Source organism: Rhodococcus sp. JCM 9793 (assembly GCF_055380405.1).
In genome coordinates, this window is sequence record NZ_AP043721.1 from 5190491 (window position 1) to 5204087 (window position 13597).

General features: G+C 66.1%; 12 protein-coding genes and 1 tRNA gene. 5 read left to right on the plus strand and 8 right to left on the minus strand.

Annotated features, from left to right (window positions below; translation table 11 throughout):
• Position 1 precedes the first annotated feature (1 nt).
• From ACZ46K_RS26050 to ACZ46K_RS26080, 7 genes are all read right to left on the minus strand, one after another.
• Positions 2–841 carry a glycosyltransferase family 2 protein gene (locus ACZ46K_RS26050; protein WP_464745572.1) on the minus strand — a complete coding sequence of 280 codons (840 nt, stop codon included), beginning with the start codon at positions 839–841 and terminating at the stop codon, positions 2–4.
• Between the two features lie 274 nt (positions 842–1115).
• A complete protein-coding gene (locus ACZ46K_RS26055) occupies positions 1116–1784 on the minus strand; it encodes a nucleoside triphosphate pyrophosphohydrolase (RefSeq protein ID WP_054810337.1) in 669 nt (222 codons plus the stop codon).
• 7 nt (positions 1785–1791) lie between these two features.
• Positions 1792–5448, minus strand: coding sequence for a transcription-repair coupling factor (gene mfd, locus ACZ46K_RS26060; protein ID WP_464745575.1), 3657 nt, complete (start codon positions 5446–5448; stop codon positions 1792–1794).
• A 94-nt stretch (positions 5449–5542) separates the two neighbouring features.
• Positions 5543–6145, minus strand: a complete 603-nt coding sequence (locus tag ACZ46K_RS26065; protein ID WP_464745579.1) for a PIN domain-containing protein — start codon at positions 6143–6145, stop codon at positions 5543–5545.
• Positions 6146–6168: 23 nt separating this feature from the next.
• Positions 6169–6498, minus strand: coding sequence for a helix-turn-helix domain-containing protein (locus tag ACZ46K_RS26070; protein ID WP_054807117.1), 330 nt, complete (start codon positions 6496–6498; stop codon positions 6169–6171).
• 9 nt (positions 6499–6507) lie between these two features.
• Complete coding sequence (locus tag ACZ46K_RS26075; RefSeq protein ID WP_378490420.1) at positions 6508–7146, minus strand: ScbR family autoregulator-binding transcription factor; 639 nt, start codon at positions 7144–7146, stop codon at positions 6508–6510.
• Between the two features lie 210 nt (positions 7147–7356).
• The gene (locus ACZ46K_RS26080; protein ID WP_464749475.1) at positions 7357–7950 is read right to left on the minus strand and encodes a TetR/AcrR family transcriptional regulator; all 594 of its coding nucleotides are present in this window, start codon (positions 7948–7950) and stop codon (positions 7357–7359) included.
• A gap of 211 nt (positions 7951–8161) precedes the next feature.
• Between ACZ46K_RS26080 and ACZ46K_RS26085 the strand changes: the two genes are divergently transcribed.
• The 5 genes from ACZ46K_RS26085 to ACZ46K_RS26105 all read left to right on the plus strand — a co-directional run bounded on the left by ACZ46K_RS26085 (position 8162) and on the right by ACZ46K_RS26105 (position 12307).
• Positions 8162–8233: transfer RNA gene (locus ACZ46K_RS26085), tRNA-Gln, on the plus strand.
• A gap of 82 nt (positions 8234–8315) precedes the next feature.
• Complete coding sequence (gene glmU / locus ACZ46K_RS26090; protein WP_464745580.1) at positions 8316–9794, plus strand: bifunctional UDP-N-acetylglucosamine diphosphorylase/glucosamine-1-phosphate N-acetyltransferase GlmU; 1479 nt, start codon at positions 8316–8318, stop codon at positions 9792–9794.
• Positions 9791–10768 carry a ribose-phosphate diphosphokinase gene (locus ACZ46K_RS26095; protein WP_054807119.1) on the plus strand — a complete coding sequence of 326 codons (978 nt, stop codon included), beginning with the start codon at positions 9791–9793 and terminating at the stop codon, positions 10766–10768. The genes glmU and ACZ46K_RS26095 overlap by 4 nt, the downstream gene beginning before the upstream one ends.
• 29 nt (positions 10769–10797) lie before the next feature.
• On the plus strand, positions 10798–11427 hold the full coding sequence (locus ACZ46K_RS26100) for a DUF2461 domain-containing protein (RefSeq protein ID WP_054807120.1): 630 nt from the start codon (positions 10798–10800) through the stop codon (positions 11425–11427).
• A 223-nt stretch (positions 11428–11650) separates the two neighbouring features.
• Positions 11651–12307 (plus strand): hypothetical protein, encoded by a 657-nt coding sequence (locus ACZ46K_RS26105; protein WP_464745582.1) that lies wholly within the window; start codon positions 11651–11653, stop codon positions 12305–12307.
• A gap of 113 nt (positions 12308–12420) precedes the next feature.
• Here the strand turns inward: ACZ46K_RS26105 and ACZ46K_RS26110 are convergent, their stop codons facing one another.
• Positions 12421–13485: a hypothetical protein gene (locus tag ACZ46K_RS26110; RefSeq protein WP_464745584.1), complete on the minus strand. Its 1065-nt coding sequence runs from the start codon at positions 13483–13485 to the stop codon at positions 12421–12423.
• Between the last annotated feature and the right edge of the window lie 112 nt (positions 13486–13597).

The following is a 13597-nucleotide window of genomic DNA, read 5'->3' on the forward strand; positions in this document are numbered from 1 at the left end:
CTCATTCTTTCGCGAGCTCGGGGGCGCCGCCGCGGGAAAGGGCCTGTGCGAGATAGCCGGACATCCCGGAATCGTGCCCGCGGAGGACGGTGCGCAGCACCCTGATACCGTCACGGATCGCGTGGAGATTCGATTTTCCGGACCGCCGAGGCATTTCCAGGCTCGGCACCTCCACGACCCGCAATCCACCTTGCATCGCGTGTACCACCATTTCCGCCTCGATCTCGAAACCCGGCGCAGAGAGAGACAACAGCTCCAGGTAGCGGCGATGGAATGCACAGAAGCCGTAACACAGGTCGGTGAGTTCGGCGTCGTAGAGAGTATTGAAGACGTTCAGCAGGAAGCGATTTCCGAGCCGGCGGAAGGGTGTGATGTCGAGCGAACCGCCACCGACGATGAACCGCGAGCCCTTGACGAAGTCGTATCCGTTGTTGAGGAAGTGCAGATAGTGCCGAATCTCTTGGGGCGCCATGCTTCCGTCTGCATCCATCATCACGATGATGTCGCCGGTGGCGGCCAGGAACCCGGTCCTGAGCGCGCTGCCCTTGCCGGTGCCTTCCTGGGGCACGACCTTGATGTCCGGCCGGCAACTGTTGGCGGTGATGAGCGTCGAGTCGGTCGAGTTCCCGTCGACCAGGATGATCTCGCTGATCTCGTCGGCAACCTGCTCGAGCACCCAGGCGATGTTCCGTCCTTCGTTCCTGACCGGGATGATCAGACTGACGGTGGGCTTCTGTGCGGGGACGGTGGTGTCGACCCGGTCGAGGCGTGCGCTGTCGGCAATATCGTCGGGGGCTCGCGTGGGTCTCCCCGGCCGGAAATGTTCGGTTGGGTCGACCATCCGCTCTGATGATGCTCCGGTCACGAGCCCATTGGGCGGGCGTACCTGGGTCATGCTGGACTCCGATCTGCTCTGGGCACGTCGCACGTCGGCGCGTGTGGCAAATTCCGCTGGTCCGAACCCGACATTCGTTTACCGGAGTTTGCCTCTCCCGGTGATTAACCTGTCGTGAGTACGATGGTAAGCCATAAAACAGTATCTAGGTTTGTTTTATCCCGAGAAATAATCCTTGCGTTTCGCAAGTTGGACGACCAAGAGGTCTACAGTCCCGAACTCAGCGACGCCAGTGGCGACGCCACGCCTCCGCATCGAGGCCGGTACCGGGAGCGCCCCGATCGACACCGCCGGCCGCCGACTCCTCGGCCGCACGGATCGCCGCGGCGAATTCCAGCACCGCGCTGCGAAACGTCGACTCCGTGTCGCCGGATTCGCCTACGCGAACGCACCTGAGACCATCCGGCACGAGATCGTCGGGCAACCCCGCCCGTCGCGCCCGCTCGAGCACCTTGTCGGCCAGCGCCAGAGCCGGTTGCGCCATGGCGATGCCGTCGAGGCAGGACGGTCGCGCTTTCTCGACTGCCTTCGCGGCCTCCCATGCCGCCTCCTGTTCGGCGACATCGAGCGGACCGGTGTGCCCGTTGGTCAGGTGCGGGCTACGCGCAGCCAGCTTCGCGACCAGCGTCGCGGCCACATCGTCGACGGTGAACTGCCCCGCTGCCTCAGCGATCCGCGAGTGGAACAGAACCTGTAACAACAGGTCTCCGAGTTCTTCACGCAGAGAGCCGGGATCACCGGAGTCGATGGCGTCGAGAACCTCGTAGGTCTCCTCGACCAGATACCGCCGCAGGCTCTCGTGTGTCTGCGTGACCTCCCACCCACCGAAGGACCACAGTCGATCCATCACCTCGGCGGCTCTGCGCAGCGCGTCTCCCGTGTCGGTCATCGCCGGCTCAGACCTGTGCGCCGGACTCGACTCGCACATCCACCGAACCCTGAGGCTTTCCGTCCATCGCAAGCAGGAAATCGGCGATGAACTGAAGCAGTTCGACGTCGCGAACGCGATCGGACGCGATCCCACCGGTCCGCGGCAACGGCAGCTGTACGATGCCGCTCGTGGCACGGTACTGCGCCGACGGGTAGAGACGCTTGAGTCGCATCTGCTTCGAGTCGGGAAGTTCCATCGGCGAGATCTTCAACTGCGTACCGGTGACCGCCACCTCCTCGAGGCCGTACTCACGCGCGAGCAACCGCAGCTTCGCGACCGAGACGAGTCGGCGTACCTCCTCGGGGAGCGGACCGTAGCGGTCGACGAGTTCGTCGATGACCGCACCGATGGCTGCGTCGTCGGTGGCGGCGGCGAGCTTTCGGTATGCCTCGAGTCGCAGGCGGTCGGAGGTGACGTAATCGGCGGGGATGTGTGCGTCGACCGGAAGATCGACCCGCACCTCTTTCGGCGCCTCGTCCGTCGTGATCGGTGTGCCGTCGGCGGCGGCACGGAACGCCTCGACCGCTTCACCGACGAGCCGCACATACAGATCGAAACCGACTCCCGCAACGTGGCCGGACTGTTCGGCACCGAGCACGTTACCGGCGCCGCGGATCTCGAGGTCCTTCATCGCGACCGCCATACCGGCACCGAGGTCGGAGTTCTGAGAGATCGTCGCGAGCCGGTCGTAGGCCGTTTCGGTGAGCGGCTTCTCGGGCGGGTAGAGGAAGTATGCGTAGCCACGCTCGCGGGAACGTCCCACGCGGCCGCGCAGCTGATGCAGCTGCGACAGGCCGAGCGCGTCGGCACGCTCGACGATGAGCGTATTGGCATTGGAGATGTCGAGACCGGTCTCGACGATCGTCGTACACACCAGTACGTCGAATTCGCGTTCCCAGAATCCCTGCACGGTCTTCTCGAGGGTGTCCTCGTTCATCTGCCCGTGCGCCACCACGACACGGGCCTCCGGCACGAGTTCGCGAATCTTCTTGGCGGCCTTCTCGATGGAACTCACACGGTTGTGCACGTAGAACACCTGGCCGTCGCGCAGCAACTCGCGGCGGATGGCCGCAGCCACCTGCTTGTCGGCGTACCCACCCACATACGTGAGGATCGGGTGCCGCTCCTCCGGCGGGGTGAGGATCGTCGACATCTCACGGATCCCCGCCATGCTCATCTCGAGTGTGCGCGGGATCGGGGTCGCGGACATGGTGAGCACGTCGACGTGCGTGCGCAGCGCCTTGATGTGTTCCTTGTGCTCGACACCGAATCGCTGCTCCTCGTCGACGATGACGAGACCGAGGTCTTTCCAGCGCACACCGGTCTGCAGCAGGCGGTGGGTGCCCACCACGATGTCGACCTCACCGTCGGCCAAGCCCGCGAGGACCTCCTTGGATTCACCGGCGTCGGTGAAACGACTCAGGCCCTTCACCACCACAGGGAACGCTGCCATGCGCTCGGTGAACGTCTGGAGATGCTGCTGCGCGAGTAGGGTCGTGGGCACCAGCACCGCGACCTGCTTGCCGTCCTGCACGGCCTTGAATGCCGCCCGCACGGCGATCTCGGTCTTGCCGTAGCCGACGTCGCCGATCACCACGCGGTCCATCGGCACGGGTTTCTCCATGTCGGTCTTGACCTCGGAGATGACCGTGAGCTGATCCTGCGTCTCGGTGAAGGGAAAGGCGTCCTCCATCTCCTTCTGCCACGGGGTGTCGGGGCCGAACTGATGGCCGGGCGAGGCCTGGCGCGCCGCGTACAGGCGCACCAGCTCACCGGCGATCTCCCGAACCGCCTTGCGTGCCTTACGTTTCGTGTTCGCCCAGTCGGACCCGCCGAGCTTGCTGATAGCAGGCAACTCACCGCCGACATAGCGGGAGAGCTGATCGAGCGATTCCATCGGGACGAACAGCCGATCGCCTGGCTGGCCGCGCTTGCTCGCCGCGTATTCGATCACGAGGTATTCACGGCGCGCACCGCCGACGGTGCGTTCGACCATCTCCACGAAACGGCCGATGCCGTGCTGGTCGTGGACCACGTAGTCGCCGGCGGTCAATGCCAGTGGGTCGACCTGGTTACGACGCTTGACCGGTGTCTTGCGGCCTTCCGCAGCAGCGACGCGATTACCCGTGAGATCCGATTCGGTGACGAGGACCAGGCCCGGCACCTGGTTGTCACCGTTGCCGGCGAGCACCAGTCCCTCGTGCAGCGCACCCTTGATGACGCCCACCTGTCCACGGACGGGCTCCGCTCCGGGTTCCAGCTCGGCCGCGGGGACCTCGTTCTCCTTGAGCCGCTCGAGTATGCGCAGCCCGGTGCCGGTACCCGCGACCACGATCGCGGCGCGCCCACCTGTGGTGACGTGCGCGCGCAGGTTCACGAACAGCATCGACAGCAGATCCTCGGAGCCGCGCACCTCGGGGGCCGACTGCACCTCGAGCACCGTTTCGGTGTCGGATCCCGAGGCGAGTGGCGAGAGGGTCCACCACGGGGTGCCGCCGGCCTGCGCAGTTTCGCGGACCTGCCGAAGCGACCGGTACGCCGACGCCGCGAGGTCCATCGGCTTACCGTCGACACCCTTGAGGTTGCTCGCGTCCAGCGGTGCAGCGCCGCCGATCGACGCGGCCGTCCACGATGCTTCGAGGAACTCCTGGCCGGTGCGCATCAGGTCGGTCGCGCGAGTCCGTACCTTCTCCGGGTCGCACAGCAGCACATGCGTGCCGGACGGCAGGACATCGGTGAGCAGCTGCAGTTCACCGGGCTGCAGGACGGGCAGGAGCGCCTCCATGCCCTCCACTGGAATTCCTCCGGCCATCTTGTCGAGCATCTCGACGAGCGAGGCGTCGGCCGGATTGTCCTTCGCGAGCTGCGCCGCCCGTTCCTTGACTGTCTCGGTGAGCAGCAGCTCCCGACAGGGCGTGGCGATGACGGTGGGCACTTCGACGTCGGTGATCGATCGCTGATCGGCGACGGAGAACGGCCGCAGCTCGGTGACCTCGTCGCCCCAGAATTCGACTCGGACGGGATGGTCGGCGGTGGGCGGGAAGACATCGAGGATGCCGCCGCGGACGGCGAACTCGCCGCGCTTGCCGACCATGTCGACGCGCGCATAGGCGAGTTCGACGAGCCGCTCGACGAGGGTGTCGAAGTCGTGTTCGGAGCCGACCCGCAGGGTGACCGGTTCGATCTCACCGAGGCCGGGCGCCATGGGCTGCACGAGCGAACGCACCGTCGCGACGATGACGCGCAGTTCGGTGCCGAGGTCGCGGTCGTCGGGCCTTGCCAGCCTGCGCAACACCTGCAATCGCTTACCCACGGTGTCGGCGCTCGGCGACAGCCGCTCGTGCGGGAGCGTCTCCCACGACGGGAACTGCACGACGGACTCACCGAGCATCTCCGCGAGCTCGGCGGTGAGGTCGTCGGCTTCGCGACCCGTGGCGGTGACGACGAGCAGAGGTGCCTTCTCGGCCAGGGCCGCGGCGACGAACGGGCGTACGGCGGGCGGCGCGACCAATGATTGTTCGGCGGATCCGGCGAGTTCGGCGACCTTGCGGAACTGGTCGTCGGCCAGCGCGATCCGCGCCAATCCGGACAGAGGGGTGGCGGCCGGGGACACAGCGGACAAGGAAAGCGCTCCTGAGTGTGAGACGAAGACCGTGACGAGTCTATGCCGTGGGGGCGACACGTGCGGACGGCCAGGTCATGGTGTCGGCCCGGCGCTACCCGAACCGCGCCTCGTCGGCGTAGGCCGCGAGCAAGCCCGCGCTGCTGGCACCGAGCGCACGCCCCGCCCATTCCGAGAGCCGGCCGAGCAGATCGGCGTCGGTGGGACCGTCCGACTCGGACGCATCGGGGTGCGGTGGCAACCAACGCCGGCGCACCAGACGCAACAGAGTGCGCTGAGCGGCCTCGGGAGCCGCGTCGAGGACGAAGGTGACGAATGCGTCGACGGTCCACGGTTCGACGTCGACCTGTTCGAGGGCCGCGGCCAGCGAGGGGGTCTGCGTGACCACGGCGTCGGCGTGCGCGAGCAACGCCACCGACATCATGTGTGTTTCCGCGGGGTCGACGACATACGGAACCTCCCGCAGCACGGTTGCCGGCCATGTCACCCGCGCCTCGGGGAATGCACGCTCGAGTTCGGCGAACAAATAGTCCCGTGTCGGACGCGACAGATCCGCCGGCAACCGGCGGTCGACCTCCGCGATGATGCCGTCACTCCAGAAGGGTTGGCAGTGACCGTCTTCGGCGAAAGCCAACGCGACGTCACGAACTCGTGGTCGGACCAACGCGGTCGCCCCCAAGACAACCCGAACCGGCACGGCCGTCCCCTTTCCGAAGTTCGTCAGAACTCGTCGTACAGACCTTCTCGGCGTGACAGCTCGGCGAGACTGTCGAGCACCTCGGTGCGGATCCGGCTCTGCCTGTCGGCGAGGGCCAGTACATCGGTACGCGACACCCGGCGGTGCAGTCCGTGGAATTCTGCGGGCAGGGCACCGGTGTCGATCAGCTGTGCGACGTGATGCCGTGAGCTACCGAGGACATCCGCCGCCTGCCTGACCGTCAACAGTGCCGGCACCGCCGAGAATGTGATCGCGACGTCGGGTCCGAGGTCGTCGATGGCGCGCACGAGTGCGCTCGGCGCCTGCTTCGCGTCGAAGGGTCCGAAGTTCACAGCGCGACCTTACGAGACGCGCAACCGCCGCGACACGAACTGACGGAAGTAACCGAGTTTGTCTGCGGGTACGAGCGCGGGCAGCAGGATCGACCACATCGATTCGATCTGCTCGATCAGCTGGTCGGTTCTGCCGAGCGCAGCGGATACGGTGCGCGCCCCGATCAGCGACTGCAGGAGGAGGAAGGACAGCGCATCGACGTCGATGGAGGGTTCCAGATCGCCCTCGTCGTGTGCGCGCTGCATGAGGTCCAGCATGGAAGTGAACCACGAGCCGAACGGTGCGACCTCGTTTCCGTGGTAGTCACCGATCTCTACGAGCAGCCGGAACATCGCCCGCACGATCCGATCGGACTCGGACAGGCTGGCGTTGAGGACGGACACTTCGATGGCAGTTTCGAGTGCGGGGGCGCGCTGTTCCATCTTGCTGAGCGCGGCGGCGGCGAATCGTTCGCAGCCGGAATCGATCACACCGCGAGCGAGTTCTTCCTTGGAACCGAAATGGAAGTAGAGCGCGCCCTTGGTAACACCCGCCTCGTCGATGATCTCGTTGAGGCTCGCATTGGCGTAGCCGAGTCGCACGAAGACTTCCGCCGCGCCACCGAGTACGGCCTCACGCGTTGCTTCCGCCCGAACCTGGCGCGCCATCCCGCCGCCTCCCTCGTCAACGACCACGTCAGTTGTGCCGCCAAACCCGGGAAACGGTACGAAAGAGAGTCTTCTACCTCATACCTGACCGGAAGTCACCCGAATAGACGACAGCTCGCCTACCGTAGCACTTTCAGACAGACTGTATGCAGGTGACATGCCGTCCCGAAAACGACACGATCCGGTGAACCTACGAAGGTCGTCGACGATTCAGTCGGTTCCCAGCGCCGGATCGGATTCGAGGCGGGTCAAACCGTTCCAGCACAGATTGACCAGATGCGCGGCCACCACTTCCTTCGAGGGCGTCCGCTCGTCGAGCCACCACGTAGCCGTCGTCGCGACCATGCCCACCAGCGCCTGCGCGTACAAAGGCGCGAGCTCCGGATTCAACCCCCGTCGTGAGAAATCGCCGGCGAGCAACTGCCCTACCTGGCGCATGGCCTCGTTGAGCAGACTCGAGTAGGTACCTTCCTCGGCCGCCATCGGCGAGTCGCGCACCAGGATGCGGAAACCGTCGGTGCGCTCCTCGACGTAGGTGAGCAATGCGAGGGCGGCACGCTCGACACGAACACGCGACCGGTTGCGTGTCAGGGATTCGGTGACCATCGACATCAGGATCGTCATCTCCCGATCCACGACCACGGCGTACAGGCCTTCCTTACCTCCGAAGTGCTCGTACACCACTGGCTTGGACACCTGCGCCCGCTGCGCTATCTCCTCGATCGACGCCCCTTCGTATCCGCGTTCGGCGAACAGGGCACGACCGATCTCGATCAACTGCTCACGCCGCTGGGTGCCGGTCATGCGGATGCGCGGATTCCGTTCGGCCGGGGGTTGCGATGATCGCGACACCTGACTCCTTCTCCCCACGGCACCCACCGGCACCGTCGTCCGGTCTGTTCCGAACCACCCTAGCGACACGCGTGACAAGGCCCCCCACATTCGACGTCCATACCGTCTCGTGCGAAGATCAGGGGCGCATGCCCGGGGCTCGATCGTTCCGGGGATGTCGCAGTCCGCCGTGGTGTAATCGGCAGCACCTCTGATTTTGGTTCAGATAGTTCAGGTTCGAGTCCTGGCGGCGGAGCGGGGGACATTTGCCGGAGCCGTCGAGCTCCCGTGCGCACGTCGTCGGGGCGTCCGCACGCACGCCGCGCCGAGGGAGCTACATGCAAGTGCAGACCGCGATGATCGTCCTGGCCGCCGGAGCGGGAACGCGAATGCGATCCAAGACCCCGAAGGTCCTGCACACACTCGGCGGCCGCTCGATGCTCTCGCATTCCCTGCACGCTGCCTCCGCCGTCGATCCGGCTCACCTCGTCGTGGTGGTCGGTCACGAACGCGAACGCGTCGAGGCGGCCGTCGCCGACATCGCGTCGGAACTCGGACGCACCGTCACCATCGCGGTCCAGGACGCCCAGAACGGCACCGGCCACGCCGTCCAGTGCGGCCTGACGCAGCTGCCCGAGGACTTCACCGGCACCGTCGTCGTCACCGCGGCCGACGTGCCGCTGCTCGACGGCGACACCATCGGCGAGCTTCTCGAGACCCACGCCGATCCTGAGCCCGCAGCGGTCACCGTCCTGACCACGACGGTGACCGAACCCACCGGCTACGGACGCATCGTCCGCACCACGGACGGCGACATCGCCTCGATCGTCGAGGAGAAGGACGCCACCACCGCACAGCGCGCCATCACCGAGGTCAACTCCGGTGTGTACGCATTCGACGCCGCACGCCTGCGGACAGCGCTCGGCGAACTGAGCACCGACAACGCCCAGGGCGAGCTGTACCTGACCGACGTGATCGGCATTGCCCGCGGCAGCGGCGACGTCGTTCGCGCCGTGCATACCGACGACGCGGTGCGTGTCGCCGGCGTCAACGACCGCGTGCAACTCGCCGCGCTGACGTCCGAACTCAACCGCCGCCTCCTCGAACACTGGATGCGCTCCGGCGTGACCGTGCTCGACCCGTCGACGACGTGGGTGGACGTCGAGGTCGTCCTCGCCCCCGATGTGACCCTGCAACCCGGTGTCCAGCTCCGCGGCCGCACCGTGATCGCCGAGGACGCCGAGATCGGCCCCGACACCACACTCACCGATGTGCAGGTGGGCTCGGGAGCATCCGTGGTGCGCACGCAGGGCGCCGGCTCGTCGATCGGCGCGTACGCGACCGTGGGCCCGTTCGCCTACCTGCGCCCCGGTACCGAACTGGGTGCACACGGCAAGCTCGGCGGGTTCGTCGAGACCAAGAATGCGCAGATCGGCGCCCATTCGAAGGTCCCCCACCTCACCTATGTGGGCGACGCCGAGATCGGCGAGCATTCCAACATCGGCGCCTCGAGTGTCTTCGTGAACTACGACGGTGTGGAGAAATACCGCACTGTGGTGGGGTCGCACGTCCGCACCGGGTCCGACACGATGTTCGTAGCGCCGGTGAACGTCGGTGACGGCGCCTACACCGGTGCCGGAACGGTGCTGCGTCGCGACGTTCCGCCGGGGGCACTGGCGGTGTCGGGTGCGCCACAGCGCAATATTGAGGGGTGGGTCCAGCGAAACCGCGCTGGGACCGCGGCTGCCGAGGCAGCATCGCAAGCACAGCAAGCAGAGTACGAAGACGAGCGTCAGAAGGACGGCCAGGACCAGTGACCAATTGGATCGACAACCAGAAGAACTTGATGCTCTTCTCCGGCCGGGCACACCCCGAGCTGGCAGAGCAGGTCGCTAAGGAACTCGGCGTCCCCCTCACCCCGCAGACCGCCCGCGACTTCGCCAACGGCGAGACCTTCGTCCGCTTCGAGGAGTCGGTCCGCGGCTCCGACGCGTTCGTGTTGCAGAGCCACCCGTTCCCGCTCAACGAGTGGGTCATGGAACAGCTCATCATGATCGACGCGCTCAAGCGTGGTTCTGCCAAGCGCATCACCGCGATCCTCCCCTTCTACCCGTATGCGCGCCAGGACAAGAAGCACCGCGGCCGCGAGCCCATCTCGGCCCGCCTCATCGCCGACCTGCTCAAGACCGCCGGCGCCGACCGCATCATCACGGTCGACCTGCACACCGACCAGATCCAGGGTTTCTTCGACGGTCCGGTCGACCACATGCACGCGCAGGGCCAGCTCGCCGAGTACATCCGCGGCAAGTACGGCGTCGACAACATCGCAGTGGTCTCCCCCGACTCGGGTCGCGTGCGTGTCGCGGAGAAGTGGGCCGACACCCTCGGCGGCGCTCCCCTCGCGTTCATCCACAAGACCCGCGATCCGCTGGTGCCGAACCAGGTGAAGTCGAACCGCGTGGTCGGTGAGGTCGAAGGCCGCACCTGCATCCTGATCGACGACATGATCGACACCGGCGGCACCATCGCCGGCGCCGTCAAGATCCTGCGCGAGGCAGGCGCGAGCGATGTCATCATCGCCGCCACACACGGCGTGCTCTCCGATCCGGCCGCCGAGCGCCTCGCTGCCTGCGGCGCACAGGAGGTCATCGTCACCAACACGCTGCCGATCCCGCCGGAGAAGCAGTTCGAGTCGCTCACCGTGCTCTCCATCGCACCGCTGCTCGCGCAGACGATCCGCGAAGTGTTCGAGAACGGCTCCGTCACGTCGCTCTTCAACGGCGTCGCCTGATCGGTTCCACCACAAGGCAGACTGACGGGATGTTCACAGGATTTCCCGTCGCGGCACTCGATTTCTACGAGGACCTCGAGGCCGACAACAGCAAAGCGTTCTGGGCCGCGCACAAGGCCGTCTACGACGACTGCGTGCGCGGCCCGATGCGTGCCCTGCTCGGTGAACTCGAAGACGAGTTCGGTGAGGGCAAGATGTTCCGTCCGTATCGGGATGTCCGATTCAGCAGGGACAAGATCCCCTACAAGACCCATCAGGGCGGCTACGTCGCGACCGGTCCAGGTATCGGGTTCTATGTCGAGATCAATGCTGCCGGGCTGCGGCTCGCCGGCGGATCCTACGCTGCGACATCGGCTCAGCTTGCTGCGCTCCGCTCCACGATCGACGACGAGCGTCGCGGCACCGAACTCGACAAGATCGTGCGCCGCATGCAACGCGCCGGCTACGAGATCGGTGGCGAGCAACTGAAGACCCGTCCGCGCGGCTACTCCGCGGATCATCCGCGCATCGAACTTCTGCGGCACAAGTCGCTGCATGCCGGTCGCACCGACGTGTCACCACCGTGGCTCGACACCGCACGCACCCTCGACGAGGTGCGCGGCTCCTGGCGAGAGTTCCGCCCACTCGTCGAGTGGCTCACGGCAGCGATGGCGACGTGATCGGCCTCGCCGACGATAGAACTGTCCGCGCCGGCGATCAAACCGTTCGGTATGCAAATGTCGTGCGGCGCAATGAATTGTCGTCACTCTCACGTCATCCTCACGCAACCCGGCCGCTATCGCACGTCCATGAATGATCTTCATCACGCCGCCGCCGAATGCCGCAGGTCGAAACAGACCCCGGGCAGCGGAGAGCGGGACGTTTCACCTAAGGTGGCTCCTCGTGATCGACGCGCATACTCTCGAGGCCCCCATGGAAACCCCGACAAATCGGATTGCGCGAAGGTGGTCCCCCGGCGCCTGCGTGTGGTGCGGCGACACCGACTCGGTCGAAGAGTTCCGAAACGAACCCCGTTGCGCCACTTGCCGCGGACACGAATCCGTGGTCGACGAAGCCCGACGTTTCATGGGCACCTACGGTCTGCGGCCCATCGGTGGGACCCTGCAGTCGGACGACGAAGAAGAGTACGAGCACCGGGTCGCCGCACGGGATGCGCGCCGTGTCCTCAACGACATTCGTCTCGACGAACAACCGGACCCCGCACTCGTCCGCAAGGCTCTGCGTCCCCGCGCCGCAGCCATCGTCGCTGACGCGCCCACTGCGACGAAGTCGAGTACGGCATCGCGCTCGTCGTCGACTCCGCGCCGTACCACCACCGCAGCGGCAGCAGCGACCACGAGCGTCGACCTCGACGAGATCCAGAGCCGTGCACTCGCGTTGCTCGATCAGCTCTCCGCGATCGATGCACAGCTCGCGTTGGTCGCCGAGCAGTCCGGTCTCGCGGCCCGTGCTCGTCGTAGCGATCTCGAGAAGCAGAAGGCGACCGTGCTGCGGACTCTCGCTGCACTGGAGAAGGCTCGGCTCAGCGCCGCGAAGTAGAGCCGCTGCCGCGTCGGTCTCGGGCGTTTCGATCACAGACCCCGGGACCCGCGGCGCAGGCGGATCAGGCCGGGGTGCGACGGCGAGCTGTCACGTAAGAGCACGACGAGCCGTCAGGTGAGGGCACCGTCGGCAATGTCCACTGCCAGCGGGACCAGGTCGTCGCAGTTCAGCGTGTCGCTCATCAGAATCACCGCGGGAACGTTGCGGCCACGCGATCTGTTGTAACGCTCCGCACCGGGCCGATTGGTGTCGACCACCGATTCGACGGGCGTCGAGATCCGGCAGGAGTGGCCCGTCTCGCGGACCTGCAACGTCAGTCCGTCGGACGTCACCTCACGGGTGTCGTCGTCTTGTGGCGACGGGAATTCGGGTTCGAGGCCGTAGTAGATGCTCCACGTCGCCGGCGCGGCTCCATCCTGGTGCGGGGTGAGCACGCACCGGTACGGGTCGCTGTCGATCTGCCACCCCACCAGTTCTTCCGGCACGAAATTGCCGACGATCTCGCACGGGTCGGCCGCTGCCAGCCGGATTCGGCCCGCACCGCTGGTCGGCCGCGCCGGCAGCGAGGGCACGAGCGCCAGCGTCTCCGAGAGAACATCCGCCGCGACCGCGCACACCGGCACACTTTCCCCGATCGAATCCTCGGAGCGGTACTGCGCGACCTCGATCGTCGCGAACCGCGAGGGTGGTACCGCATCGGCCATGACCGTGACCGGGATGTCTAGCGCGAACGTCAATGTGCAGCCGAGCGAGTTGTCGTGCGTGGTCGTGGTGCGATAGACCTCGGTGTCGTCGAACGACCGGTCGCGCTGACCATCGGTATTCGGAACCGGCGACAGGTCGATGGTCACGTCCAGCTCGTCGTACTTCGCTCCCCCGGACGGGTGCGCGACGGCAGTGCACGTGTCGAGTGCTCGTTGCGGTCCGAACTGACGCACTTCGCCGTACCGGGCAACCACCGACTCCGGGAGCAGCCCGCACGGATCGAGTCGTCGTAGCCTCTCCGCGACCTCGAGCAGCATCTTGTCGGACCCGGCGATCGAGCGACTGTGGGTGTTGGGGGCGAGGTAGCCGACGGGAGCAGGCGGAGTCTCCACCGGGGTTCCGGCCATGACCGTCGCGCATCCTGTCAGGGCCGATGGCACGACAACGCACGCGATGACGGCAGCCGCCATCGAACGCGTTCCTCCCCGCACACCGACCACCGACTTCCCAAGCAATCGTCAAACAATCGTCAAGTTCGACGTCACAAAGCTACGTCATTCGCTGGGAATCGGCCCTGTTCGG

Excerpts from the sequence above, each read along its gene's own strand:
- ACZ46K_RS26055 (WP_054810337.1), bottom strand. The coding sequence starts at position 1,784 with ATGACCGACACGGGAGACGCGCTGCGCAGAGCCGCCGAGGTGATGGAT.
- glmU (WP_464745580.1), top strand. The coding sequence starts at position 8,316 with ATGCAAGTGCAGACCGCGATGATCGTCCTGGCCGCCGGAGCGGGAACG.
- ACZ46K_RS26050 (WP_464745572.1), bottom strand. The coding sequence starts at position 841 with ATGGTCGACCCAACCGAACATTTCCGGCCGGGGAGACCCACGCGAGCC.
- ACZ46K_RS26080 (WP_464749475.1), bottom strand. The coding sequence starts at position 7,950 with ATGACCGGCACCCAGCGGCGTGAGCAGTTGATCGAGATCGGTCGTGCC.
- ACZ46K_RS26100 (WP_054807120.1), top strand. The coding sequence starts at position 10,798 with ATGTTCACAGGATTTCCCGTCGCGGCACTCGATTTCTACGAGGACCTC.
- ACZ46K_RS26110 (WP_464745584.1), bottom strand. The coding sequence starts at position 13,485 with ATGGCGGCTGCCGTCATCGCGTGCGTTGTCGTGCCATCGGCCCTGACA.
- ACZ46K_RS26075 (WP_378490420.1), bottom strand. The coding sequence starts at position 7,146 with ATGGCGCGCCAGGTTCGGGCGGAAGCAACGCGTGAGGCCGTACTCGGT.